Raw genomic sequence first — 24,189 nt, 5'->3', positions numbered from 1 at the left:
TGGGTTCAATTCAGTTCGGCGGCCACATCCGTTCGCAGCAGACAGTCGCTGCGCGGATAGCTGACGCAGAGCAAGGCGTAGCCCTGCTCGATTTGCTCTTCATCGAGGAAGCTCTGGTCGGCTTGATCCACCGTTCCTTCCAACACTTTTGCTGCACAGGTGCTGCAGGCCCCAGCCCGGCAGGAGAAGGGAAGCTCATGGCCGGCGGCCTCGGCTGCATCAAGGATGTACTCCTCGCTGTCGCATGGGAAGGAGCCACCCGCTTCAAGCTTGATGGTGTGGCTGGCCATGGCAGCAGACTTCAGCTATCTGATTTCTAGCCACGCTTTGGCTTAGATCTTGACCATCCCGCAACGCATTCCTTTGAGCACCGCCTGAACCCTGTTGTTGACCTCCAGGGTTTTCAACAGTCGCTTGGTGTAGGTCCGCGCTGTTTCCTCGCTGACGACCAGCTGCTCGGAGATCTCACGGTCCGTCAGGCCGCTGGCGAGGAGGTCCAGCACTTCATATTCCCTGGGAGTCAGGCGCGGGCAGCTCAGGTAGGGCAGCTGCCCTGAGCGCAGGGAGGGACTCCGGTAGGAGTGATTCCCCATCACCGCCAGGACGGCGGCCTCGAGCGGTTTCTGGTCTTCGATGAAGTCTGCTTCTGCCACCACCGCTTCCAGCCAGGGCGCCTCGGCGTGCTCCACCGGGATGGCATCACCGAGGGCCAACATCACGACCTTCAGCTGGGGCTGCAGTGCTTTGGCTTTCTTGGCGAGGTCAAAGCCGCTGCCGCTCTCCAGAAAATCGGTGCAGATCAGCAGCTCATAGGGTTCTTGGCCGAGGTAGCTCAGGCAGCTCTTCTCATCGGTGACGGCGCAGCCGATCATTTCAGTCTCTCGGAAGCTCTCGCACAGGCAACGCAGAAAAAAGCGCCCCTTCATCGCGAGCGCCACCTTGCCGCTAACCGCAACCGACAGGAGCACCTCATCAAGGTTGCTTCCTTGCAGCGTCTCGAGATAGGGGGTGAGATCCATTGCTCACTCCTCAGCGGAGGAAAGCTCCAGTGGAGCTTCATCCATCATCAATGAGCGCCTGCCCGACCGGTTTGATCGTGTCGAACTGACTTATTTCGTTCGTAAAACAATCAATCTTCCATCAAAAACCCACACAGGCTAGTTGCCTCGTGCAGGCTTGAATGATCGCTTGGCGCTAGGTCTATCAGCGAAGGCGTGGCTTCACTGTTGTTGTGCGGACTGGGCTTTGACCAGCTGGGCGTAGAGATAGTCAGGAGCTTTGTACTGCCTGGGTAGGCAGTGGTGGAGCGTCTCCAGCTTTCCCCAACACACCGTTTTCTGGATCTTGTTGAGGGTGCGCTTTTCTGCAATCAGCATCTTGAGTGCTTTGCAGTACAGCTGGTAGTTCGCCTCCAGCTCGCCGATGGTGATGCTGGGTGCCTGGGGAACGGTCATTGTCATTTGACTAGTCGTCATAGACGAGGCAGCCGGGAGCCTCGGGGTTTAGATCGCAGTAGACCTCCATTGGGGTGGGGTCTTTGCTCTCTTCAGGGTGGTGAGCCTTGTAGGTCTCCAGGTCCTTGAGCTCGGCTTCCAGGTGAGCGGCCTTGGATTTGTCGCCTTTGATGCGGGCTTGTTCCAGCTCGCTGCGGTCTTGGGCGATGTGGGCGTCGATGCTTTCCAAGAGCTCATCTGTGCTGCGAAGTACAGCTAGATCTGGCCCCTGTTCCCTCGATACCCCCAAATGGGGTCGTTGTGGTCGTGTCCTGCGAGCATGGACGCACTCTCCCGGATGGATGGGATGGCTCTCCCTCGGCTAGGGGCCGTGGCGCTGGTGCTGGTGTTGATGTCGGGTTGTTCTGGGCGTAATCAGAAGGACACGCCAAAGAAGGACAGCGAGGCTCAGCGCCAGGCCTTGGTCCAGTGCCGCCGTTACCGCGAGAGCCTGCCGCCCTTGGTCGAGCGCTACCGCGCGACGGAATCCCGTCTGAAGGCGATTGAGGCGGAGTCATTCACCCAAGCCATGGCTCCATTGCCCTTGGACCCTGAGGAGCAGCGCCTGCTGACGATCTACGACCAGCAGACCGAGCAGGAGCAATACGAGCAGGCCGTTGCGGAGTGGCAGCGCAGCGAAACCAAGCGTCGCCTGGTCTGGCAGGACGCCCAACAACAGCGCCAGGCGGCGGCGGTGACCGAGCGGGATCAGCTTGCGGATCAATTGCGCACGATTCATCCAGCCCTGTTGACCCAGGCCAAGCCCCCCAGCCTTGATTCAGCGGAGTTGGAGCGCTTTTTGGCCTGCTCACCGGAGCGCCTGCGTTAATGCGGCTCCGTCTGTACTCAACCTTTTGTGCGTTGGTGATGGCGGCACCCATGGCGAGCTGGGCCCAGCCGCAGCCCCCACAAGCGCTGCCGGATTGCGTCCGTCGTTTTGGTCACACGGGCTGTGCGGCTCGCCTCTATGCCCAGCTGCTCTGCGACTCCTTTGATCAGCCTGCACTGTTGCTCAGCCAACAGCAGCGGCTCGTTGAGGCGTTTGAGCGGGAGGGGGTGTCCTTTTCAGGAATCACACCAGATGAGGTGGAAACCGCTGCTGTTCGCTACTACACGCCGATGCTCTGCCGGGAGCGCAGCCCCAGAATTCGTGCTCTGTTTCAGCGTTGAGCCGCTCGCACTGGCGGTAAGCGCAGGCTGAAGAGCCAGGCCAAGGCGACCATCAACGAAGAGCACCAAAGACAGGCCTGAAGACCGCCGATCAGGAAGATGGCGCCCGAGAGCAAGGTGCCCATCAGCCGACCAGCGGCGTTGGCCATGTAATAGAAGCCCACATCCAGGCTCACCGACTCGCTGTCGCTGTAGGCCAGAACCATGTAGCTGTGAATCGATGAATTCATGGCAAAGACCGCTCCAAAGGCAGCCAGTCCAGCAACGATCGCCAGCCCTGGATCCGCCACCTGCCGCCAGAGGGCGATGGCGATCAAAGCGGGAATAGCGGTGAGCAGGGCACTCCAAAACTGAACGGCGCTCACGCCCGGGCTGCGGGTCTGCCCCCAACTGCGCCGCAGTGCCGGCGCGGACCCCTGGACGATCCCGTAGCCGATCACCCAGAGGCCCATGAAGCTGCCCACTTCCCAGAAGCGCCAGCCCAAGGCCGTCTCCAGGAAGACCGGCAGGGCGACAACAAACCAGACATCGCGGGCGCCAAACAGGAACATCCGCGCCAGGGAGAGGACGTTGATCCCTTCGCGTTTGGAGAGCAGGGAGCGGACCTTGGGCTTGTGTTTCATCTGCCCCATGTCCGCGGGCAGCCCCAGGGTGACGAGAAACGCCAGCATCAACCCCGCGGCCATCACGCCCACCGAGGCGTTGAAGCCCAGGGTGGTTAGCAGTACGCCACCAAGGAAAAAGCCGACCCCCTTGAGGGCGTTCTTCGAGCCGGTCAGGATCGCGACCCAGCGGAAGAGTTGCTGATCACCGTCGTTGCTGTTGACAACGGTTTTGATCGCACTTTTGGCGCTCATCTTGTTGAGATCCTTGGCGATTCCGCTGAGGGCCTGGGCGGCCATCACATAGGCGACGCTCCACCACTTCGGCCAGGAATCCGCCACTGGAATCAGCATCAGCAGGGCGCCGATCTGCAGCCAGGTGCCCAGCCAGAGGGTCAGGCGCAGGCCAAAACGTGCCCCGAGCCAGCCGCCATAGAGGTTCGTGAGAATCCCGAAGAATTCGTAGAAGAGAAAGAGAAAGGCGATCTCCAAGCTGGTGTAACCCAGCTGGTGGAAGTGGAAGACCACCAGCATCCGTAGGGCCCCATCGGTCAGGGTGAAGGCCCAGTAGTTCGCGGTGACCCGCTGGTATTGCTCGAGGGCGCTGAGGCTGCTCATCCCTGCTCGATCACATGGCAGACCAGATCGGCCATGCGGGAGCTGTAGCCCCACTCGTTGTCGTACCAGCCGTAGACCTTTAGCTGGGTGCCATCGACCACCATCGTCGAGAGGGCATCAACCACCACGCTGCGGTTGTCGTTGACGTAATCCACCGAGACCAGGGGCCTGGTTTCGTAGCCGAGGATGCCTTGGAGTGCCCCTTGGGACGCCTGCTGGAAGGCTTGGTTGACCGCCTCGGTGCTGGTGGGCCGCTCCAGCTCAAAGACCGCGTCGGTCAAGGAGGCATTCAGCAGGGGAACGCGCACGGCATGGCCGTTGAGCTTGCCCTCGAGTTCCGGGAAGATCATTGCGATCGCCTTGGCTGAACCGGTGGTTGTTGGGATCAGCGATTGAAGGCAGGAGCGTGAACGCCGTAGGTCGCTCTTGAAGGCATCAACGACGACCTGGGTGTTGGTGACGTCGTGCAGGGTCGTGATCGAGCCGTGACGAATCCCGAACTGCTCGTGCACGACCTTCACGATCGGAGCCAGGCAGTTGGTGGTGCAGGACGCCGCCGTCAGCAGCCGGTGCTCGCTTCGGTCATAGAGATCGTGGTTGATCCCGTAGACGATGTTCAGTGCCCCCTTGACCGGGCAGCCCACCACCACACGCTTGATCCCGGTCTGGCTGAAGTAGGGCTCCAGGGTCTCCGTGGTCTTGAAGCGCCCGCTGCATTCGAGCACCAGTTCCACCCCGGCGGCCGCCCAGGGCACCTCAGCGGGGGTGGCGCAGCGGCTGAAACCCAGGCGTTGCCCGCCGATCAGCAGTTCGGTTTCGCTGGTCGCTTCCGCCTGGCGATCCCAGCGCCCATGGACGGAATCGAAGCAGAGCAGGTGGGCGGCGGACTCGGCCGTGGCCTGGTTGTCGTTGATCAGAACGATTTCAATGCCCGGCCTTCCCCAAAGGGCGCGGCAGACCAGCCGTCCGATCCGCCCGAAGCCGTTGATGCCAATCCGCATGCGCTGCACACGATCAATCAATCAATCTTGATGCATCAAGGTTTCTTGATTGGTTAAGGTTCGGTTAGGCGCGGCCTGAGCCATGACCCCAGCCACCAGTGCTCAGCAGCTCTGTGCCCTGTTCAAAGCCTTGGCGGCCCCGCGCCGCCTAGAGGTGGTGCGGGCCTTGGCGGCCGGAGAGCGCTGCGTCTGTGAGCTCACCGAGCAGATGGGAGTGGCCCAGTCCAAGCTCTCTTTTCACCTCAAGGTGATGCGGGAGGCGGGCCTGCTGGAGTCCCGCGTCCAGGGACGTTGGATCTACTACCGCCTGCGCCCGGAAGCGTTCGCGGAGTTGGGCGATTGGCTTGAGCGTTTGCAGACCTGTGAGCCGCTCAAAGCCCAGTCCTGCTGTTGATTGATGCAATGTTCACGCAGCCTTAACCCGCCCCTAACGCGGGGTGGAGCTTCGGTTGCGTTGATGGAGAAGAACCCCAAAGGTTTTATCCATGACCTTCGCGAAGAAGGCCCTTCTGATCGGCTCCCTGCTGGCGGTCGGCACCGGCATGTCCGCCTCGGCCGCAGACCGCCTCAGTGCTGCTGGCGCAACCTTCCCCGCCAAGATCTATCAGCGCTGGTTCGCTGACCTGGCGAAGGCTGGTGGCCCCCAGGTCAACTACCAAGCCGTTGGCTCCGGCTCCGGCCGGAAGGCCTTCATTGACCAGACCGTGAACTTCGCGGCCTCTGATGATCCGATGAAGGCCAAGGACATCGCCAAGGTGACCCGCGGTCTGGTCCAGATCCCCATGGTGGGCGGCACCATCGCCTTCGGTTACAACAAGCCCGGCTGCGAGCTCAAGCTCACCCAGAAGCAAGCTGTGCAAGTGGCGATCGGCAAGATCACCAACTGGAAGGACCTCGGTTGCTCCGCTGGTGCCATCACCTGGGTGCACCGCTCCGATGGCTCCGGAACCACCAAGGCTTTCACGCAATCCCTTGCTTCTTTCTCCCCGGAGTGGAAGTTGGGTGCTGGTAAGTCCGTGCGTTGGCCTGGTGCGAACGCCGTGGGTGCCAAGGGCAACTCCGGTGTCGCCGGCGTGATCGCCAATAAACAGGGTGCGATTGGGTACGTCAACCAGTCCTACATCCGTGGTGCCGTCAAGGCTGCTGCTCTGCAGAACAAGTCGGGTGAGTTCATCAAGCCCAGCTACACCTCCGGTGCGAAAGCTCTGAACGGCATGAAGCTCGATCAGAACCTGGCTGGCTCGAACCCCAACCCCACCGCAAAGGGCGCGTATCCCATCGCGACCCTCACCTGGGCCCTGGCCTATGCCAAGGGCAATGGTGCCAACGCCGACACCATCAAGAAGACCTTCAACTACATGCTGAGCGACCAGGCTCAGGCCAAGGCTGACGACCTCGGTTTCGTTCCCCTTAAGGGCGCGATCCTCTCGAAAGCCCGCGCTGCTGTGAACAAGATCGGCAAGTGATCCTTCGGGATGACTGATGGATGAAGGGCAGGTTTGATCCCCTGCCCTTTTTTTCTTGTGAGCTGAGTCGAGTTTCCAAAAAAAACCACCCCTTCGAGGGTGGTTTTTTTTGGAAATAGAACTATCTCTTGTCCACTGCTGGGGACTGCTCCTCTTTTTCTGATTTTTGCTTCTTGCGCTTCCCAGGCTGATCGCGCTGGTTGACACTGTTCACCCATCCGCACCCGGGGACGAAGCTGATGGATCCGAACGGGGTATTGACTAGCAATGTTGATGAACATAATTTGTTAAAGATATCGGCTTTCTTTCTTGTGTGGAGTATTCCTTGCTACCAAGAAAGTGCTTTGTCGGCCTTTTGCTTGTCGACGATGGTCGCTCTTGTTAAGCGCCTCTTAAGGAGACTTTGCCTGGGTTGTGACAACTTATAGGAAGTGACTTTCTAGTTGTGGATCAGACCGTGCCTCCCTCCCATGAGCAGGGGGCTCCTCCGGTTTACACGCTTCGACGACGGCCCATTTCCGAGAAGTTGGTTGATGAGGGATTCAGGCGACTTGTTGTCGGTTTGGCCTCGATCGTGGGCTTGGTTCTGGCTGGGATCTTGATCACCGTTCTGTGGGGATCAAGGGAGGCGATGGCCGAATTCGGTCTGTCCTTTTTGGTTGTCTCCGATTGGGATCCTGGCCTGAATAGCTATGGCGCACTTACGGCGATCTACGGCACGTTGGTGTCGTCCGTGTTGGCCATCTTGATTGCGGTGCCGTTGGGTGTGGGAACGGCCATCTTTATTACCGAGAACTTGATTCCTTCCGGCTACCGGCAAGTGATCGGCTTGATGGTCGAGCTGCTCGCGGCGATTCCATCGGTTGTGCTCGGCCTCTGGGCGATCTTTGTGATGGAGCCGTTCCTTCGGCCCATTCTTCAGGTCTTGCACGACCGATTGGGCTGGATGCCCTTCTTCGCGACGGAGCCCTTGGGACCTGGGATGGCTCCTGCTGTCTTGATCCTTGTGGTGATGATCTTGCCCATCATCACCGCGATTGCCAGGGATTCACTGCAGCAAGTGCCAAATGAACTCCGCCAAGCGGCCTACGGCGTCGGCACGACCCGTTGGCAGGCGATTGTTCAGGTGATCTTGCCCGCTGCTGTCTCGGGGATCACCGGTGGTGTGATGTTGGCCTTGGGCCGGGCGATGGGGGAAACCATGGCGGTCACCATGATCATCGGTAATTCCAACAACTTCAGCTTGAGCCTCTTGGCTCCTGCGAACACCATCTCGGCCATGCTGGCCAACCAGTTCGGCGAAGCCGACGGTATTCAGATCTCCGCTCTGATGTATGCCGCGTTTGTCTTGATGATCATGACGCTGATCGTCAACGTGTTGGCGCAGTGGATTGTGCGTCGGCTCAGTTTGAAGTACGCCTAGGAGGAAGACCAATGTCGATTTCTAGGTCGAATCGCTCGCTTTATTTCAACCCGAACCTGCCCCGCAATCGCTGGAATTTTGCGTTGACAGCGGTTGCTGTTGCGTTTTCCTGCTTCGCAGTCCTGCCACTCGTGCTGGTGCTGGGCTACGTGCTGCTGAAGGGCGGATCCTTTCTTTCCGTCTCGCTGTTGACCGAATTGCCCCCACCTCCAGGTCTTGAGGAGGGCGGCATCGGCAATGCCATCGTCGGCACCATCATCGTCACCTTGATTGCCAGCGTCATTGCCGTTCCCGTTGGCATTGGCGGTGGCATCTATCTCGCGGAATTCTCCCGTTCCGGTTCCTTTGCCTCCTTTGTTCGCTTTGGAACCAATGTCTTGGCTGGGGTGCCCTCGATCATCTGCGGCGTCTTCGTCTATGGCTTGATCGTGAGTACCCGGTTGCTCTTCGGCCAGAGCTACAGCGCCCTTGCTGGAGGAATTGCGCTGGCCGTCTTGATGCTGCCAACCGTGATCAAGACCACCGATGAAGCGTTGAAATTGGTGCCCAATGAATTGCGCTGGGGGTCCTTGGGGTTGGGCGCCTCGCAGTTTGTCACGGTCACGCAGGTCACGCTGCCTGCGTCTTTAACCTCGATCGCGACAGGGGTTGTGTTGGGTATTGCCCGAGCAGCGGGTGAAACAGCTCCCTTGATCTTTACCGCGCTCTTTTCTCCCTTCTGGCCCGAAGGCATTCTCGGCCCGATCGCCTCGATGTCGGTGCTGATCTACAACTTCGCGATCATGCCGCTGGAATTCCAGAACAACTTGGCTTGGGCCTCTTCTTTTGTGTTGGTGGTGATGATCTTGCTCTCCAATCTTCTGGCGCGCTGGATCTCGCGGGTCACATCCAACTAGTCCTTCCGTTTACACCCTCTTGTCCTGATCTCCTGAGTTGCCATGAACCAAGCCGTTCCCTCCTCCCCTTGCCTGGAACTGGAGAATGTCACCATTAGTTACTTCTCCAACGTGGCCGTTCGCGGGGTACATATGCAGATCCCTCGGCATCAGGTCACGGCCTTTATCGGTCCATCTGGTTGCGGCAAGAGCACGGTGCTGCGTGCGCTGAACCGCATGAATGATCTGATTGACGGTTGTTCATTGCAGGGGCGGGTGATCTTCGATGGCCACGACATGTATTCGTCTGCCGTTGACCCGGTCGAGGTGCGACGGCGCATCGGCATGGTGTTTCAAAAGCCCAATCCCTTCCCCAAGAGCATCTACGAGAACATTGCTTTTGGTGCACGCATTAATGGCTATTCCGGCGACATGGATGAGCTGGTGGAGCGATCTCTGCGCAAGGCCGCACTTTGGGATGAGACCAAGGACAAGCTGGCCGAAAGTGGCTATGCCCTCTCCGGTGGTCAACAACAGCGCCTCTGCATTGCCCGCACCATTGCTGTGGAACCGGAGGTGATCCTGATGGATGAACCCTGCTCCGCCTTGGACCCTATCTCTACCTTGAAGATCGAAGAGATGATCCATGAGCTGAAGAACAGCTACACGATCGTCATCGTCACCCACAACATGCAACAGGCCGTGCGTGTGAGCGACATGACGGGCTTCTTCAATGTCAACAGCTTTGAGGACACCGACGCCAAAGTGGGCTGTCTGGAGGAATTTGCGGATACCGAAACCATCTTCAATGCACCGCGCCAACAGGCCACCCAGGACTATGTCTCTGGGCGCTTTGGTTGATTGCGAGTTACCGCTATGCACTCCTTTCAGCCCAATGAGCCTGACCGCTCGGACGTAGGCCCCACCCCGCTCGAGGCCTTCAGCCACTACAGAGGACCGGACTGGTCGCCGGAGCGGTTGCTCTTCCATCAAAACCTTGAACGCTTTGCTGACCGCGTGGGTTTGATCGTCGGCTTACAGGGCAATGGAAAGATCACCCAGGATGCGGCCTACGACGAGATCAAGAAGCTCTGGAGTGAGTTGGGCTTGAGCCGCTCCCACTTGTTTGAGGACTGAGTCTTAGCGAGCCACCAGCAGTCCAAGGCCCGCTGCCCCCAGCAGCAGTACCGCCGTTGAGATCTTCCACTGCAGTTGCAGCACGAAGGCGACGAGCAGGACGGACCATTGGCCGAGCCCATGCAGACTGTCCAGGCTCAGGCGAAGGGCTGCTGCGGCGACCACGGCTGGAACAGCCGCAATGACGCCGTCTCGAAACGCCTGAACGATGGGGCGGGTTCGGATTCTCTCGATCAGGGGTGCGGCCGCAAGGATGAAGGCAAAACTCGGCAGGAAGATGGCTGTTGTCGCGACCAACGCTGCCGCGATCGCGAACCAACCCCCTGCCAGGTTGGCCCCGGCTTGAAATCCCACGAAGGCGCTGCTGAGCACCACCGGTCCTGGGGAGAGTTGACCAATGGCGATGCCATCGAGAAAGCCACCGCTGCTCATCCAGCCGTGATCGAGAACCGGCCCCTCCAGCAGCGGGATGATCACAAAGCCGCCTCCAAAAATGAGCAAACCTGCCCGCAGGAAGACGTCGAAGAGTTCAGCGATGAGGTGCAGCTTGGGCTGGGCCGCCATGAGCAGTTCCAACCCCAGCCATGGAGCCAGGGATAGAGAACGCGTCCTCTGCTGCCACGCCATGCGCAGCAGCCCGCTCGCCAGCAACACGAGGCCAAGCGGCGCATTGACTCCCCACAGCTGACAGGCGGCCAACATCACAAAGACCAAGCCTGCACTCCAGCGCTCCCAGGTTGGGCGTTTGCGCTGGAGGAGTTGCGCGGCAAAGGCCCAGATCACAGCGGCAACCACCGGTTGGATCGCCGAGGAGATCGCCCGGAGTGCCTTGAGGTCGCTGCTGGACCGCCAAAGGACACTCAAGGCGAGGACCACGAGCAATCCAGGCAGCAGAAATCCAAGGCCGCTCACTAATCCCCCGGCCATACCGCGGCAGCGCCAGCCCAGAAAGATCGCCATTTGGCTTGAGGCCGGTCCCGGCAGTGCTTCGCAGAGGGCGAGCCCTTCTTCAAAGTCTTCCGCTTTGACCCAGAGGCGTTGTTCAACAAACGTCTCCCGCAGCAGCGCCATATGGGCCTGGGGACCCCCAAAAGCTACAGCCCCCAAGCGCAGGCAGATCAGACCCAGCTCCCCGAGGCTGATCATCTCTTGCTCTGCATCAGCTGCTCTTGGGCGCTGTTATCTGGCGTTTCTTGCCCGGGCGGCCTGTAGCGGCCGTTGGCCTGAAGTAGCCAGCCCGCAGAGCTGTCCTTGATGTAGAGCTCCAGTAGTTCCCCTAGCCGTTCCACCAGGCCGGGTTGCTCAATCGGTACGACGGCCTCCACCCTGCGGTCCAGGTTGCGAGGCATCCAATCGGCGCTTCCTAGCCAGACCTGGGGCGCGTTGTCGTTCTCGAACCAGAAGACTCGTGAGTGTTCAAGGAAGCGGCCCACAACACTGCGGATCCTGATCCGCTCACTCAGCCCGGCGACTCCGCTGGTGCAGCTGCAGGCCCCCCTCACAATCAGCTCGACCGGAACCCCTGCCTTTGAGGCGTCGTAGAGCTTGTCGATCAGGCGTTGATCCACCAGAGCATTCATCTTGGCTTTGATCCCGCAGCGGCGCCCGGCACAGGCGTGCTCGATTTCTCGCTCGATCAGCTCCAGCATCCGTTCCCTCAGGGTCGTCGGCGCCACGAGCAATTTCCGGTAAGCACTCTGTTTGGAGAAGCCGGTCAGGTAGTTGAACAGGCTTATCAGGTCTTGCCCCAAGTCGGCATCCGCCGAGAGCAGGCCCAGATCGGTGTAGAGCGCGGCTGTTTTGGAGTTGTAGTTCCCGGTACCGACGTGGCTATAGGTCCGAAGCGCTCCTTTCTCGCGTCGGATAACCAGCGCAATTTTGGTGTGGGTCTTGAGGCCGATCACCCCATACACCACATGCACCCCTGAGCGCTCCAGTTGCCGTGCCCAGCGGATGTTGTTGTCTTCGTCGAAGCGTGCCTTGAGTTCGACGAGTGCCAAGACCTGTTTGCCGCGTTCCGCCGCAGCAATCAGGCTGGCGATGATCGGGGAATCCTTGGAGACGCGATAGAGCGTGATCTTGATCGCTTGAACGTCCTGATCGCAGGCTGCTTGGTGGATGAACTCCTCCACCGTGGACTCAAAGCGATCAAAGGGATGGTGCAGGAGGACATCACCCCGTCGAATCGCCGTAAAGATGCTTTCGCGAGCTTGTCGTCCCTCCTCTGGAGACTGGCAGCCCCGTAGGGGTGCGGGGGTTGAGCCATGGAAGGGGCGGTCCTTGAGGGCTGGTGCATTGACCCCGTGCAGCGCCATCAGGTCCTCGAGCCCGAGGAATCTGTCCACCCGTTGCACCCAATTGGCGTCCACCCCCATGCCAGCTATCAGTTGCTGTTGAACCCTGCGGGGGGTGTCGCCGCTGAGTTCTAGGCGCACGACCTCGCCACCGGCTTTTCTGCGCCGGAGACTGGTTTGCATCGCCTCCATCAGATCCTCGGCCTCCTCCTCTTGGAGAGCGAGATCGGCGTCGCGGGTGACGCGGAACAGACTGATGCTGCTGATCCGGCGTCCTGGAAGGAGGGCCCTCAGGTTGTTGCGGATGACCTGCTCGAGCGGGACGCAGAGGTGAAGGGCGCCAGCGCGTTCTCCGTGCAAGGCCACCGGAAGGGTGATCCAGCGTGGGATGTTTTTGTTGGGAAGCTTCAGGCGAATCAGTTCGTTCGTACCTAAGCCCGAACCTTGAATCTCGACTGCGAGGTTGAGGCTCAGGCTGCTGATGAAGGGAAATGGTTTTCCTGGTGTGTTCAGTCGTGTCGCCGTGAGGACCGGCTGAATCTGGGCCTGGAAGTAACTCGCCAGCCAATCCTTTTGGCGTCTGGAGAGTTGTGGGTAGTCCAGGATGCCAACGCCTCGCTGCTCCAGTTGGGGCAGAAGCCGGTGCTTGAGATGGTGGTGCTGCTGCTTGAGGAGCGGCCCTAGCTGATGGTGGATCGCTTGTAATTGTTCAGCCGCCGAGCTTCCGTCAATACTGAGTCGGCTGGAATTGGACTCTAGTTGTGCGATCAGGGAGGCCACCCTGACCATAAAGAATTCATCAAGATTATTGCTAAAAATCGCGCTGAACTTGGCCTGCTCAAGCAGAGGTGACTTGCTCTGCAAAGCAAGATCGAGAACCCGTTGATTGAAGGCAATCCAGCTCAATTCACGATTGATATATCGTTTCGCCCTGACGTCGTCTACGTCCATCGTTCTGGATGCCAAGCTCCCGTCTACCTGGTCAAGGTTATGGGCCGGTTAAGGCGGCCTGGCCTTGTTTTGTGGCTCACTATTCTCTTGCCTGTAGCCCTGATCACGGCTGCGGGAGCGACTCTTCTGTTGCAATACAGCGGTTGCTTTCGGATGGGCGTGAGCTGGCTCCGGTCTTCACTCTCCTGCCTGCTGATTCAGGGTCTTTGCCTTGTCGCTGTGACCCAAATCCAGCGCATGGCCGGATCGTCTTCTATTGATTCAACTCCAGTGTTACGCGCTCTTTAATCTTTCTTCTTGACTGTTAACGGTCCGCGCGTTGATGCTGAGGTTAGAACCGGGTTTTGGACCACTCGCGTGAGCCAATCCCACGACCTTTCCTCCGGCTCTCAGTCGCAAGATCCTGGCGTCTCTGAACCGCTTCGCGTGGACTCTTCTGAGCAATCAGTCCCTGGCGCTGCAGAGCCGCAGGATTGCGATGCCCGCTGGCGTGAGCAACTCCTGGAGAGTGGCTCAACACCCGCACGTCTCTTTTTTTGATTGCTCGGTATTAATTCGCCGTTAATCCATCTGGCTGTCAGCGGCGTTAGCTCTGGAGCATGCCGCTGCTCAGGCTGTGGTGAAATTCACACCTCAAACTGATGTCACCTGTTTGGCGTACGTGCAGGGGGCCATGCACGAGAACCTCAGGCGGATCATTTCCCTGCAGTCCGATGTTCTGGCGGATCAGGATCCGGAACCTCTGCATCAGCTCAGGGTCAACCTTCGCCAACTGAAAACCCTTCGGCTGCAGTTCTCGGCCCTCGGGGTCTGGCCTGAGGAGTTCAGTGCGCCGCGCATTGCCAAACTCTGTCGTCGGCTGGGACTCACGCGCGATCTGGATGTATTGCGTCAGCGGATCGATGCATCCTTGTTGCCGCTGCTTCCCGAGGCCGAAGTGGTGGCGATTAAACCGTTTCGGAAGCAACTCAAGCGGGAGCGTCGACTGGCTTTTGCTGAGCTCAGTGAGACCCTGCGCAGTCAGCGCTACCTGAAGATGCTCTCTCGGCTGCAGGCCTGGATCAAAGCTCCTATCGGTACCGCCCTTGCCGCGGAGCCCCTGCACGATTGGCTGCCGGAGCTCCAGGGTCAGCTGATCGGCGATCTCTTTCTGTTACCGGGCTGGATGGTTCCTGATGCCAGCGAACCCAGCTCGGCTGCCGTTCTGCATCAGTTGCGCAAGCGACTGAAAACGCTCCGCTACGGCCTGGCACATTTTCATCAGGCCGCCGTTGTGGAGCATGGCTCCCTGCTGGCTCAGCTCAAGGCTCTGCAGGATTGTCTGGGTGACCTCAACGACCTAGTGGTGCTGCGAGGAGCCCTGCGTACCAGCCTTGATCTCAATCCCAAGAAAGCGCTGCCGCGGTTCTCTGATCAGTTGGACGCTGCCCACGATCAGGCCTGGCTGCGTTGGTTGGAGCTCTCCCGGGCCTGGCTCACCAAGGGCGATCGATTGCGCCTTTATCAACGGTTGCTGGTGCTAACCGATGCTTAACCAATTGGCTACCCAGTCTTTGTTGCTGGTCTGGTCGGGCTTCATACATTGCTCTGGACGCCTGAGCACACCGCTCCATGGTTTTCACGCCTAGCCATTCCTCGAGCTTCCGAGGAATGCTCGAAGATACTTTCCGTCGCCGCGATCTCGTCACCCTGACCGCCGGTAGCCGCGTGCCCATGCTTCGCAACCACGTTTGGTTGGTGGCGCGTGGCATGGTCAAGCTGAGCTCGATGAATGAGCAGGGGGAAGATGTTCTTCTAGCACTCGCCGGTCCGAACGAACCTTTCGGCGAGCCTCTCAGCAACCTGGATCTCTACGAGGCCACGACGTTGAGTGATTGCGATCTGCTCTGCCTTCCCATGGAGGAGATTCAGCAGGCCCCGCATCTTGCACAGACACTGATGTTGGCGCTGATCAGTCGTACCCGTCAGTCCGAGGCTTTGATTGCGCTTCTGGGACGTCGCCGTGTTGAAGACCGGGTGCGCGGCTTTCTGGAATTGCTTGCTGAGGAGTATGGCCAGCCCTGTGAGGACGGTCTACGCCTGAATCTGCGATTAACCCACCAGGACATTGCCGGTGCGCTGTGCACCACTCGCGTCACCGTGACCCGGATCTTGGGTTTGCTGCGGGAGGAGGGTTGGCTGAAGCAGGACAGTCAGCGCCAGCTGGTGATTAGCAACCTGCCGATCTAATCCTCAAGCCCTGGGCAGGAAGAGTTCCAGCACGGCGCCTCCCTCCGGGTGGTTTCGCGCCCGCACTAGACCCCCTTGGCTCAGGGCAATCTGTCGAACGATCGCCAGCCCCAAGCCGCTCCCGTTTCTTGGCCCCCGAGCTCGGGAGGGATCGCCCCGGTAGAAACGCTCGAACATGCGATCCAGATCGGTTTCGCTTAGGCCGGGGCCGTGGTCGCGCACGGCGATCAGACACCAGCGATTCCGCTCTTCGATGGTGAGTTCGATACTGCTGCCATCGGGGCTGAATCGCAGCGCGTTCTCGATCAGGTTGAAGAGTGCTTGGTGCAACCGAGCTGGCTCGACGCAGACCTGTCTGGCTTGATCGTTCTTGGGCTCGACCCTGAGTTGGATGCCCCTTGGCAAGGCGAGCTCTTGCAGGGTGGACCAGGTCTGATCAATGACGTCTCTGGGATCGAGGGTTGCTGGTCGCCGGCTGGGGCTTGCCAGGGTGTTGTCCAGCCTGGAGAGATCCAGCAGGTCCCCCACCAACTTCTGCAGTCGCGCGAGCTCTTTCTCCAGGCGCTCCACGAGAACCGCCTGGCGACCTTCGGCCTTGAGGGAGAGGCTTTCACTGACCAACCGCAGCGCTGTGATCGGGGTCTTGAGTTCATGGGCCACATCACTGACCCACTGTTCTTGTTGCTGGAGTTGCAGTTTGAGCGGGTTGCTTCCTTCAATCTGCAGTGCCAGCCAGCCCCGTTCTCCGGGCATGACGCGTACGGAGAGATCGGCGCGGCCAATGCTCCATTCACCCCGTTGGGCGAGTCCTGTGTTGCGGCAAAGCTCTAGCAGGTGCAAGAGCTCGGCGCTGGGTTCAAGGTCATTGAGGTGGTGGAGCTGGGGGGCCAGAGAGCTTTCTCGAACCAGGAGTGATTCAGCGCGGTGATTGATGATCTCGATCCGGTTCGCACCATCGAGCACGAGCCAGCCTTGCGGGGCGGAGCTGATCCATTCGCGCAACTGCAACTCAGGGATCGGTTGCCGGCGCCGCAGTCGCGTCAGCACCACGGCTTGCTTGCGCTTCCCGCCGTGCCAGAGCCCAACAATGAGGCCGCCGAGGGCAAAACCGAGGGCCAGTTGCAGGGCGGTTTGGGCTGTCATCGCCTATCCGAAGCGATAGCCAAAGCCGCGCACCGTGATCAGCTTGGTGGGTTTGGAGGGGTCCACTTCGATCTTTTCGCGCAACCAGCGGATGTGGACATCAACGGTTTTGTTGTCACCGATGTAGTCGAAGCCCCAGACCTGCTCAATCAATTGCTCGCGGCTCCAGACCCGTTTGGGGTGCTGCATGAAGAGCTCCAGCAACTTGAACTCCTTGGGGGAGAGCTTGAGCTCGAGCCCGTCGAGGCAGACGCGGCATTCGGCGGGGAACAGGCTCAAGTTCTCCGTCTTGAGTTCGCTTGCCTGTTGGTCACTGGGTTGATGGCGCCGCAGTAGAGCGCGGCAACGGGCCACCAGCTCACGGATGCCAAAGGGCTTGACCAGGTAGTCATCGGCCCCCAGTTCCAGGCCCAGCACGCGATCGGTTTCGGTGTCCCGGGCGCTCACCATCAGCACCAGGGGGCGTTGCGGCAGCTCGATCAGTTGGCGGCAGAGATCGAGACCGTTGATGCCCGGGAGCATCACATCGAGGACGATCAGTTCAAACGGTTCACGTTTGAGGCGATCCCAGGCGCTCTGGCCGTTGGTCGCTGCCGTGACGCTGAAGCCTTCGATTTCGAGCGCTTCGCAGACCGTGTCCCGGATGGTGTCATCGTCTTCGACCACCAGCAGCCGTGTTCCGTTGCGGCCTGGGGAGAGCACCGTCATCCATCCATTCTCGTGGTCAGGGCCTGTAGCCCAGAACACATCACGAGGGTTCTTAGCCCCTGTTCTCCCCGTTGAGATTGCACTGGGTGAGATCGGGATTGGTCAGGCGTTCGAGGACCCGTTGCAAATCCACTGGGGAGAGTTCGCCGTCGTTGCCCCACTTAAGGCTGGTGCTGGAGGCAGAGCGCTGCTTGCCGTCCTGGCTTGGCTGTTGGCTGATGCTGTCGGGCCCCATGCCGTTGCTTTGTCCTGAAATCCACACTAAAGGCCTGGGTTGCTTTTGCTTTCGTTACTGGCTGTGTTTTAGAGTGATGGGTTGCAGGGCTTCGGCTGGTCATTGGTTGCGGCTGCAGCAATGAAAGCCTCCAGGAGCTCTTGAGCGATCTCTTCAATCGATTGTTCAGAGGCTTGGCTGAGCGCCATCAGCTGACGGTGGGTCTCTTCACTCAGCTCGAGGTCAAGCCGCGCGCTGAGTTCTGGCTCGCCTCGGAAGGGATATGTCTCCATCGGTGGATTAACCAATGCTGGTCAGCGCTTCTGTTGCCCATGGCGTTGCTGACCCCGTCGTATCAAGGGCATGTATGAGCGCTTGGTTTTCTCCAAACCCTTTGCGCCTCGGTGATCCTCGTCTGAATAGACCTGAGGCGTTAGCGGCCCACGCAGCAGCCATCCGTCCAAAGCTAAAGAAAACCTTAAGGATTCTAGGTCTGGTTTGAGCTCTGTATCCGATCGCGCAATCTCACGTCACAGCCCGCAAGCGCCATGGTTGCGCTCGCCTCAAAACCAAAGCAATAATTAAAAAATCAGTGTGCGGAGGTGGCATGGAATACGTGCCTACCAGCAACGCCCCTGGTCCTCCCGGGGCTCAGGTCAGGAGTTCCAAGAGAATTTCGATCACTCTCAATTACGAGACGTTCAAGGCTCTCGAGGAGATCAGCGCTGTCGAAGGGCGCTCCCTAAGCAACCTGGCCTCCTATCTCCTTGAGCGCTCGTTGGTCGACGCTGCTGAACGGCAGCTTTCCAGCGCGGCCCCCCATTGAGTCCATGGATGAGCCCCTCCAGGGCTTGTCTTGTTCTCTTCACTGTGGTTTGTCCCGAAAAAAAGCCCCCCTGCTGAGGCAGGAGGGCGAAGGGATTTGCGGGTGCGCGTGAGGCTTAGTTCTCGATCAGAACTTGAAGCGGGTGGCCAGGATGCCGCCGAACACGCCGGGGTTGTCGCCCTGGGTGCTGGTCTGGCTATAGCCGGCGCCAGCGGAGCTGGGGTTGCTGGAATAAAACAGCATCGGGGTCACAGCGATGTTGTCGCTGACCTGGAACTGATACCACCACTCCCAGACGTAGCCAGCGTCGAACGGGGTGGTGCCGTTGCGGGTGCTGGTCACGAAGGTGGGCTGACCCACGGACATGCCGGCCTTGTTGCCCTTGACGAAAGCGTCATCCCACTTGAGGGCGACGGTCCAGGACTGGGTGGCGGCGATGTTCTCGTCCTTGAGGTTGCCAGCGATCTGGGTTGCGCCAGTGCTGCTTAGAGCGGCGCCGGTCTGGTTGCGGGTGGAGCTGGTGTAGTTCAGGTTGTCGTAGGAGACAGCCTGGTAGCCCCAGCCGAGGCTGACGGCGGGCATGAGGGTGCCGCCGTTCTTGGGGCGACGGGCCAAACCCACAGCAAAGGAGTTGCGCTCACCACCGGTTTTGATGCCGTTGTATTCGCAAGCCTGGCCTTGAACGCGGCCGGCGGCCTCAGTGCCGCGGCGGGACATCCTGCTGCCGCACTGTTCCCAGTTCCAGCCGAAGGTGCCCTTCCACTGGTTGGCCTGGTAGCCGAGCTGGGTCAACCAGCTGGCTTGGCTGCCGCTGGTGAAGATGCCGCCTTCGTCAGGGTTGCCATTGTTGCCCTTGGGGGCGACGTAGCTGGTGGACGCGGCGAAGTAAGGCTGTCCCTTCTTGACCTTTTGCTTCCACTTGAAGCCCAGCATGCTGCCGGTGGCTTTGTTGTAGACGGCAGGCGCACCGCCCAGCTGGAAGAAGTCGAGGCCCTTGAAGTCGCCGTAATAGAAGGGCTTGACCGCCAAGAACTCGGTGTTACGCGAGATGGGGCCGACTTGGGCACTGAAGCCCTTGCCGATGGGGAAGCGGTAGTAGAGGCGGTTGATCTTGACGACGTCTGCCGAGGATTCGGCGCGGTCCAGGTAGGTGATGTTGTAGGGCTTGCCGCCGAAGGGGCTGCTGCCGAAGTTGCCGGCGCGCAGGCGGGTGTAGAGCAGGTCCTTGCCGGTGAAGCTGGTCTTGAGGTTCAGACGAGCGTCGTAGACGAAGTTGGTGGCGCTGTAGTTCTTCTTGTACCAATCAGCGCTGCCGGTGCCGGCGCCGTTGCTGCTGCCTGCGGTGGGGACCACAGCACCGATCGCCCAGTAGTAGTCACCCTGGAGCTTGGTGGTGGTGGAGAACTGGGTCGCTTCCAGTTCGCCCACGCGGGCTTCGAGGCCGTCGACGCGGCCCTTGAGGATGGCGAGCTCGCGCTCGAATTCCTTCATCAGGCGCTTGAGCTCGTCGGTCACTTCAGTGATCCGGTCGAGGCAAGCGTTCAGCAGTGCGGCCGCTTCATAGCGGGTCATCGCACGGTTGCCGCGGAAGCTGCCGTTGGGGTAGCCAGCGACGCAGCCGTAGCGCTCGATCAGGTTGCTCAGTGCCTGATAAGCCCAATCGGTGGGCTGCACGTCAGAGAACTGAGTGATCGAGGTGACCTGGTCCTGGCTGCTGTAAGCGCTCAGGCCAGCGATGTTGACATCAGAGGCGTTTGCAGCGACAGGAGCCAGAAGGCCCAGAGCTGCAGGCGCCAGAAGAAGCTTCTGGAACAGTTTCATTGGTCCTCACACCGAAAGAGGAGAGAAGCCCAAACGGGCTGGTTGAACATTAACCAGCGAAAAGTTACCACTTGGTGTGTCAGAAGTCCTCGTGATGTGCGCTGAAGCACTATGGTTGTTTCAGTAAACACTTGGCCCTTAACGCATTCTTTCCTGGGCCTTAATCCGTTTTTAATCTTGACGGCGAATCTGGATCCCTCGTCTCTCGTTCTTCTCGACTATTTGGTCTAAGTCTTGCCTCAAGTGCCCGACTAATATCTCTTCGATGGACAAAATCAGACTGCTCGAATCCATGGTTAAGCGGAGTGCGTTTGGCATCGTCTCTGCGTTGAGCCTCGTCGCCTCTCCGGTGTTCGTGGCGCCTTCTCAGGCGGAGGGATCCAGCAGTGCAGGCTTTGAATTTCGCTGGGATAACAACAGCGATTTCCGCAAGCTGTACTACTACACGTCTTCAGCCCGCTCCACCGCGCGGGCTGACTACTACCTGATCCTGGGTCCCAAGGATCGCAAGACCGCCCTGATCAAATTGGCGGTGTCTGTACCCGAGTCCTTCAACGCCCAGATCAAGCCAGAGAACGTCGAGCTTTGCCGAATGGAGCGTGGTGGCGCGCTCAAAAAGACCCGCTGTCTCGAGGTCATCCCCGCGGCGGTTGAGGTCACTGGTAATGGCACTGCCGTTGAAGTGTTTCCCCAGAGGCCGGTCCCGATCGGGGGCAGCATTGGCCTGCACTTGCAGATCTTCAACCCGGACTCCGGGATGTATCAGTTCAATGCCCTCGGGCAGGCTCCTGGGGATGTTCCGGTCTCTGGCTATCTCGGTAGCTGGGTGATCGAGGTGTCTGCTGACGATTAGCCCGTGTAGGGGATGAAGTTGGCCTTGCGAGTGCCGCAGATCGGGCAGCTCCAGTCCTCAGGAAGGGCTTCAAAGGCTGTCCCCGCGGCGATGCCGGAATCGGGATCTCCCTGGGCGGGGTCGTAGATCACGCCGCAGACCTTGCAGATCCAGCGGCCACTTGGTGCGGCTTCCTTCTTGGCGCCATCGTGCACGCCGGTGAGAACTTGCAGGGCCTGGTCGTATCGCCCGGCATGGTGCTGCTCCACGGGTGCGAGCAGGCCGAAATTGCGGGCGGCCGTTTTGAAGATCCCTGCGTGCTCCATGGATTCATCGATCTGCTCGTTGAATTCCGCTACCGCGTTCTCGTCGCGATCCCGCTGCGCCTGGGCAGCGAATTCCGGGTACATCACCTCGAACTCGTAGGTCTCCCCTTTGATGGCCAGCTCCAGGCAGCGCGCCAAGAGGGCGTTCTTGGCGTCCTGGTCCAGGGCTTCCGGGTCCTCGACCACCAGCTCGGGGTGGAGCAAGCGGAAGTGCGCAAAGGCGTGTTCGGTTTCCTGCTGAGCGGTCTCGCGGAACAGCCGTGCCAAATCGCCGTGGCCGAGCTGCTTGGCCAGATCGGCAAAGAACAGATATTTGCGGTTAGCCATGCTCTCGCCGCCAAAGGCCGCTTCCAGGTTCTGCAGGGTGCCGTTGTCCATCGGTCTTGCTTCGACTGCGCCCATCCTAGGACCTAAGTCGAAGTCGTTATGAGTACGACCTCTGATTGGAGTGTTTTTGGCTAGGGCTGCCGCTTCTTCAGCCCTGACGTGTTTCTCGATTGCGCTGGTCATCCCCCGGCAGGGCTGCCGAGTTGGCCCCCTTCTGGTTAGATCTGGAGTAAGCGCGTCTTTTCTCAGCGGCCATGGGCCATCACCAGGTATTGATCGTGGGCGGCGGTGCCGCCGGAATCACCGTGGCAGCTCGCCTGAAGAAAGCCCGTCCGGCCTTGGATATCGCCATCCTTGAGCCTTCGAGCGATCACTATTACCAACCGGGTTGGACCCTGGTGGGTGGAGGGGTCTTTAGCCTCGAGCAGACCCGCCGCAATGAAGCCAGCCTGATTCCCGCTGGCGTCACCTGGATCCGCGAGTCCGTGGCGGGCTTCGCCCCGGAGAACAACAGCGTCAGCACCAGCGGCGGCCAAGCCATCAGCTACGACGCGCTCGTGGTGGCCACCGGCATGAAGCTCAATTGGGATGCCATCAAGGGCCTTCCGGACGCGTTGGGCAAAGGCGGGGTCTGCAGCAACTACTCCAAAGATTTCGCCACTTACACCTGGGAGTGCATCCAGAATTTCAAGGGCGGCAACGCGGTCTTCACCTGCGCCCCCATGCCGATCAAGTGCCCCGGTGCGCCGCAAAAAATCGCCTACCTGGCCGATGACGCCATCAAGCGCGACCCGGCCATCGCCGCCAAGAGCAAGGTGATCTACGCCACGGCGACCCCTGGAATCTTTGGGGTCCCGACCTACGCCGCACCGCTGCGGGAGGTCGTGGCCCGCAAGGGGATTGATGCGCGCTACTCCCACACCCTGATCGAAGTTCGCCCGGCCAGCAAAGAGGCGGTCTTCAAGGTCAGCAAAGAGGGAGAAGAGCCCCGCGAGGAGGTCATCAACTACGAACTTCTGCACGTCACCCCGCCGATGGCGGCTCCTGACGTGGTGGCCCAAAGCCCCTTGGCTGCTTCCAGCGGCTTTGTCGAGGTGGGCAAGCACAACCTCCAGCACGTGCGCTTCCCCAATGTCTTTGCCATCGGCGATGTCAGCGGCATGCCCAACTCCAAAACCGCCGCCGCCGTTCGTGGTCAGGCCCCGGTGCTAGTGACCAACCTGCTGGCCCAGCTTGAGGGCGGCCAAGGTCAGGGCTCCTACGACGGCTACAGCTGCTGCCCGCTGATCACCGGCTATGGCAAGACGATCATGGCCGAGTTCAACTACGAACAGCAGCCCGTTCCCTCCTTCCCCCTGGATCCCACCAAAGAGCGCTGGAGCATGTGGGTCATGAAGACCGCGGTTCTGCCCTGGGTTTATTGGAACAGGATGCTCAAGGGCGGTGACCACGAGCGGCGCTTCATCCCCGGGGTGAAGTAATGGCTGACGTTCTCGTCCTGGCCGCAAGCAATGGGGAAAACCTCAAGCTTGCGGAACGCTTTGCAGCGGCGGCCCAGAGCCAAGGCAACAGTGCTGAAGTCCTAGACCTCACCGCTATTGATCTGCCGCTCTTCACACCGCGGGCCCAGGAGAAGGGCGCCCCGGGGGCTCTTGCCGGGCTGCAGCAGCAGCTGATGGACACCCCCCGTTGGGTGATCTGCGCGCCGGAATACAACGGCTCGATCCCGCCGGTACTCACCAGTGCTATTGCCTGGCTCTCCGTTCAAGGCAGCGACTTCCGTGCCCTTTTCAACGGCCGGCCGGTGGTGATCGCCACCCACTCCGGTGGTGGGGGTTACACGGTCATGACCGCCCTGCGGCTCCAACTGGCGCACCTGGGTGCCCACGTCGTCGGTCGTCAGCTGGTCAGCAATACAAACCAGCCTGCCCAGGACGACAGCATTGAAGATCTGCTCGCCAGACTGCAAAGGCTTCAAGCCCCTGAGTAATGCCCCCGCTGTTGCGTCCCGCAGCTGAGCGTTTTCACAGCCAGCTCGATTGGCTCGACAGCTGGCACAGCTTCTCCTTCTCCAGTCACTACGACCCGGCCTGGATGGGCTTTGGTCCCCTGCGCGTCATCAACGACGACGTGATTGCCGCGGGGAAGGGCTTTGGCATGCACCCGCACCGGGACATGGAGATCATCACGGTGATGATCGAGGGGGAGTTGCATCACCGCGACTCGATGGGCCATGCCGAGGTGCTGCGCGCCGGGGAGGTGCAGCGCATGAGTGCGGGCACTGGCGTGGTCCATAGCGAGGTCAACGGCGGGGCGGCCCCTTGCCGTCTGCTGCAGATCTGGATCGAACCGGCCACAGCCGGCATCGCCCCGGCCTACGAACAGAAACCCTTCGCTCTGCAGCAGGGTTGGACCCCCCTGATCGATCCCGAAGCCGCTGGTGAGGCGATGGCGATCCATCGGCCTGTGCGGCTCTGGCGGGCCCAGGCGGAAGCCGGAACCCAACTGCCTTGGCCGGCTTCCGGCAGCTGCGCCAGTTGGATTCAGATCATCAACGGCGGCTTGGCGGCCCCTCAGCCCCTGTGCCGCGGCGATGGCCTGGGCCTCTCGGCCGGTGAGGCCCCGCCATCCCTTGAGGCTGGAGCAGAGGGAGTGGATCTGCTGCTCTTTGAACTGCGTTAGCGGGACACGCGTGGCTGTGTTCTGCGTTGCTGCACGGATCTGCCGTTGCGG

The 24,189-nt window shown here is 60.2% G+C and carries 29 protein-coding genes; 15 read left to right on the top strand and 14 right to left on the bottom strand.

Annotated elements, in window-relative coordinates; genetic code table 11:
• Positions 1-5: 5 nt before the first annotated feature.
• From MY494_RS03270 to MY494_RS03255, 4 genes are all read right to left on the bottom strand, one after another.
• Positions 6-290, bottom strand: coding sequence for a 2Fe-2S iron-sulfur cluster-binding protein (locus MY494_RS03270; RefSeq protein ID WP_247911322.1), 285 nt, complete (start codon positions 288-290; stop codon positions 6-8).
• A gap of 42 nt (positions 291-332) precedes the next feature.
• Complete coding sequence (locus tag MY494_RS03265; RefSeq protein ID WP_247911321.1) at positions 333-1,019, bottom strand: response regulator transcription factor; 687 nt, start codon at positions 1,017-1,019, stop codon at positions 333-335.
• A 201-nt stretch (positions 1,020-1,220) separates the two neighbouring features.
• Positions 1,221-1,460, bottom strand: a complete 240-nt coding sequence (locus MY494_RS03260; protein WP_247911320.1) for a DUF3136 domain-containing protein — start codon at positions 1,458-1,460, stop codon at positions 1,221-1,223.
• A 4-nt stretch (positions 1,461-1,464) separates the two neighbouring features.
• A complete protein-coding gene (locus tag MY494_RS03255) occupies positions 1,465-1,683 on the bottom strand; it encodes a CP12 domain-containing protein (RefSeq protein ID WP_247911319.1) in 219 nt (72 codons plus the stop codon).
• Between the two features lie 90 nt (positions 1,684-1,773).
• Between MY494_RS03255 and MY494_RS03250 the strand changes: the two genes are divergently transcribed.
• Together MY494_RS03250 and MY494_RS03245 are read left to right on the top strand one after the other, a co-directional pair.
• Positions 1,774-2,322 carry a hypothetical protein gene (locus MY494_RS03250; protein ID WP_247911318.1) on the top strand — a complete coding sequence of 183 codons (549 nt, stop codon included), beginning with the start codon at positions 1,774-1,776 and terminating at the stop codon, positions 2,320-2,322.
• A complete protein-coding gene (locus MY494_RS03245; protein WP_247911317.1) occupies positions 2,322-2,663 on the top strand; it encodes a hypothetical protein in 342 nt (113 codons plus the stop codon). The genes MY494_RS03250 and MY494_RS03245 overlap by 1 nt, the downstream gene beginning before the upstream one ends.
• Here MY494_RS03245 and arsJ read toward each other — a convergent pair.
• Both arsJ and MY494_RS03235 read right to left on the bottom strand, forming a co-directional pair.
• Positions 2,654-3,883, bottom strand: coding sequence for an organoarsenical effux MFS transporter ArsJ (gene arsJ / locus MY494_RS03240; protein WP_247911316.1), 1,230 nt, complete (start codon positions 3,881-3,883; stop codon positions 2,654-2,656). The two genes, MY494_RS03245 and arsJ, sit on opposite strands and share 10 nt — an antisense overlap.
• Positions 3,880-4,884 (bottom strand): ArsJ-associated glyceraldehyde-3-phosphate dehydrogenase, encoded by a 1,005-nt coding sequence (locus MY494_RS03235; protein ID WP_247911315.1) that lies wholly within the window; start codon positions 4,882-4,884, stop codon positions 3,880-3,882. Before MY494_RS03235 ends, arsJ begins: the two co-directional genes overlap by 4 nt.
• Before the next feature lie 82 nt (positions 4,885-4,966).
• On the opposite strand from MY494_RS03235, the gene MY494_RS03230 reads away from it, so the two are divergent.
• From MY494_RS03230 to MY494_RS03205, 6 genes are all read left to right on the top strand, one after another.
• A complete protein-coding gene (locus MY494_RS03230) occupies positions 4,967-5,278 on the top strand; it encodes a helix-turn-helix transcriptional regulator (RefSeq protein WP_247911314.1) in 312 nt (103 codons plus the stop codon).
• A gap of 91 nt (positions 5,279-5,369) precedes the next feature.
• Positions 5,370-6,350, top strand: a complete 981-nt coding sequence (gene pstS / locus MY494_RS03225) for a phosphate ABC transporter substrate-binding protein PstS (RefSeq protein ID WP_247911313.1) — start codon at positions 5,370-5,372, stop codon at positions 6,348-6,350.
• 457 nt (positions 6,351-6,807) lie between these two features.
• Positions 6,808-7,773, top strand: a complete 966-nt coding sequence (pstC, locus tag MY494_RS03220; protein ID WP_247911312.1) for a phosphate ABC transporter permease subunit PstC — start codon at positions 6,808-6,810, stop codon at positions 7,771-7,773.
• An 11-nt stretch (positions 7,774-7,784) separates the two neighbouring features.
• The gene (gene pstA, locus MY494_RS03215; RefSeq protein ID WP_247911936.1) at positions 7,785-8,669 is read left to right on the top strand and encodes a phosphate ABC transporter permease PstA; all 885 of its coding nucleotides are present in this window, start codon (positions 7,785-7,787) and stop codon (positions 8,667-8,669) included.
• A gap of 42 nt (positions 8,670-8,711) precedes the next feature.
• Positions 8,712-9,509 (top strand): phosphate ABC transporter ATP-binding protein PstB, encoded by a 798-nt coding sequence (pstB, locus tag MY494_RS03210; RefSeq protein WP_247911311.1) that lies wholly within the window; start codon positions 8,712-8,714, stop codon positions 9,507-9,509.
• A gap of 15 nt (positions 9,510-9,524) precedes the next feature.
• On the top strand, positions 9,525-9,785 hold the full coding sequence (locus tag MY494_RS03205; protein WP_247911310.1) for a hypothetical protein: 261 nt from the start codon (positions 9,525-9,527) through the stop codon (positions 9,783-9,785).
• 3 nt (positions 9,786-9,788) lie between these two features.
• On the opposite strand, the gene chrA is transcribed toward MY494_RS03205, so the two are convergent.
• Both chrA and ppk1 read right to left on the bottom strand, forming a co-directional pair.
• Positions 9,789-10,931 (bottom strand): chromate efflux transporter, encoded by a 1,143-nt coding sequence (chrA, locus tag MY494_RS03200; protein ID WP_247911309.1) that lies wholly within the window; start codon positions 10,929-10,931, stop codon positions 9,789-9,791.
• Positions 10,928-13,030 (bottom strand): polyphosphate kinase 1, encoded by a 2,103-nt coding sequence (gene ppk1 / locus MY494_RS03195; RefSeq protein ID WP_247911308.1) that lies wholly within the window; start codon positions 13,028-13,030, stop codon positions 10,928-10,930. Before ppk1 ends, chrA begins: the two co-directional genes overlap by 4 nt.
• Positions 13,031-13,691: 661 nt before the next feature.
• Between ppk1 and MY494_RS03190 the strand changes: the two genes are divergently transcribed.
• Positions 13,692-14,564, top strand: a complete 873-nt coding sequence (locus tag MY494_RS03190; protein WP_247911935.1) for a CHAD domain-containing protein — start codon at positions 13,692-13,694, stop codon at positions 14,562-14,564.
• A 77-nt stretch (positions 14,565-14,641) separates the two neighbouring features.
• Complete coding sequence (locus tag MY494_RS03185) at positions 14,642-15,259, top strand: Crp/Fnr family transcriptional regulator (protein WP_371820664.1); 618 nt, start codon at positions 14,642-14,644, stop codon at positions 15,257-15,259.
• 3 nt (positions 15,260-15,262) lie between these two features.
• Here MY494_RS03185 and MY494_RS03180 read toward each other — a convergent pair whose 3' ends face one another.
• From MY494_RS03180 to MY494_RS03165, 4 genes are all read right to left on the bottom strand, one after another.
• The gene (locus MY494_RS03180) at positions 15,263-16,402 is read right to left on the bottom strand and encodes a cell wall metabolism sensor histidine kinase WalK (protein WP_247911306.1); all 1,140 of its coding nucleotides are present in this window, start codon (positions 16,400-16,402) and stop codon (positions 15,263-15,265) included.
• Positions 16,403-16,405: 3 nt separating this feature from the next.
• A complete protein-coding gene (locus tag MY494_RS03175; RefSeq protein ID WP_247911305.1) occupies positions 16,406-17,110 on the bottom strand; it encodes a response regulator transcription factor in 705 nt (234 codons plus the stop codon).
• Positions 17,111-17,162: 52 nt separating this feature from the next.
• Positions 17,163-17,345, bottom strand: a complete 183-nt coding sequence (locus MY494_RS03170; protein ID WP_247911304.1) for a hypothetical protein — start codon at positions 17,343-17,345, stop codon at positions 17,163-17,165.
• A gap of 68 nt (positions 17,346-17,413) precedes the next feature.
• Complete coding sequence (locus tag MY494_RS03165) at positions 17,414-17,617, bottom strand: hypothetical protein (RefSeq protein ID WP_247911303.1); 204 nt, start codon at positions 17,615-17,617, stop codon at positions 17,414-17,416.
• A gap of 314 nt (positions 17,618-17,931) precedes the next feature.
• Between MY494_RS03165 and MY494_RS03160 the strand changes: the two genes are divergently transcribed.
• Positions 17,932-18,150, top strand: a complete 219-nt coding sequence (locus tag MY494_RS03160; RefSeq protein WP_247911302.1) for a hypothetical protein — start codon at positions 17,932-17,934, stop codon at positions 18,148-18,150.
• Between the two features lie 126 nt (positions 18,151-18,276).
• On the opposite strand, the gene MY494_RS03155 is transcribed toward MY494_RS03160, so the two are convergent.
• Positions 18,277-19,971 carry an iron uptake porin gene (locus MY494_RS03155; protein ID WP_247911301.1) on the bottom strand — a complete coding sequence of 565 codons (1,695 nt, stop codon included), beginning with the start codon at positions 19,969-19,971 and terminating at the stop codon, positions 18,277-18,279.
• 265 nt (positions 19,972-20,236) lie between these two features.
• On the opposite strand from MY494_RS03155, the gene MY494_RS03150 reads away from it, so the two are divergent.
• Positions 20,237-20,824 (top strand): DUF2808 domain-containing protein, encoded by a 588-nt coding sequence (locus tag MY494_RS03150; protein WP_247911300.1) that lies wholly within the window; start codon positions 20,237-20,239, stop codon positions 20,822-20,824.
• Here MY494_RS03150 and MY494_RS03145 read toward each other — a convergent pair.
• Positions 20,821-21,507, bottom strand: a complete 687-nt coding sequence (locus MY494_RS03145) for a rubrerythrin family protein (RefSeq protein ID WP_247911299.1) — start codon at positions 21,505-21,507, stop codon at positions 20,821-20,823. The genes MY494_RS03150 and MY494_RS03145 overlap by 4 nt on opposite strands.
• Before the next feature lie 203 nt (positions 21,508-21,710).
• Between MY494_RS03145 and MY494_RS03140 the strand changes: the two genes are divergently transcribed.
• Genes MY494_RS03140 through MY494_RS03130 form a run of 3 tightly spaced genes read left to right on the top strand, consistent with a single transcriptional unit; the run spans position 21,711 to position 24,138 of the window.
• Complete coding sequence (locus tag MY494_RS03140; RefSeq protein WP_247911298.1) at positions 21,711-22,937, top strand: FAD/NAD(P)-binding oxidoreductase; 1,227 nt, start codon at positions 21,711-21,713, stop codon at positions 22,935-22,937.
• A complete protein-coding gene (locus MY494_RS03135) occupies positions 22,937-23,446 on the top strand; it encodes an NADPH-dependent FMN reductase (RefSeq protein ID WP_247911297.1) in 510 nt (169 codons plus the stop codon). The genes MY494_RS03140 and MY494_RS03135 overlap by 1 nt, the downstream gene beginning before the upstream one ends.
• Positions 23,446-24,138: a pirin-like bicupin family protein gene (locus MY494_RS03130; protein WP_247911296.1), complete on the top strand. Its 693-nt coding sequence runs from the start codon at positions 23,446-23,448 to the stop codon at positions 24,136-24,138. Before MY494_RS03135 ends, MY494_RS03130 begins: the two co-directional genes overlap by 1 nt.
• Positions 24,139-24,189 lie beyond the last annotated feature (51 nt).

It is taken from the genome of Synechococcus sp. A10-1-5-1 (assembly GCF_023115425.1).
Classification (GTDB): Bacteria; Cyanobacteriota; Cyanobacteriia; order PCC-6307; family Cyanobiaceae; genus Vulcanococcus.
Note: the sequence above shows the minus strand (reverse complement) of the source record. Positions and strands in the feature narration are given on the sequence as shown.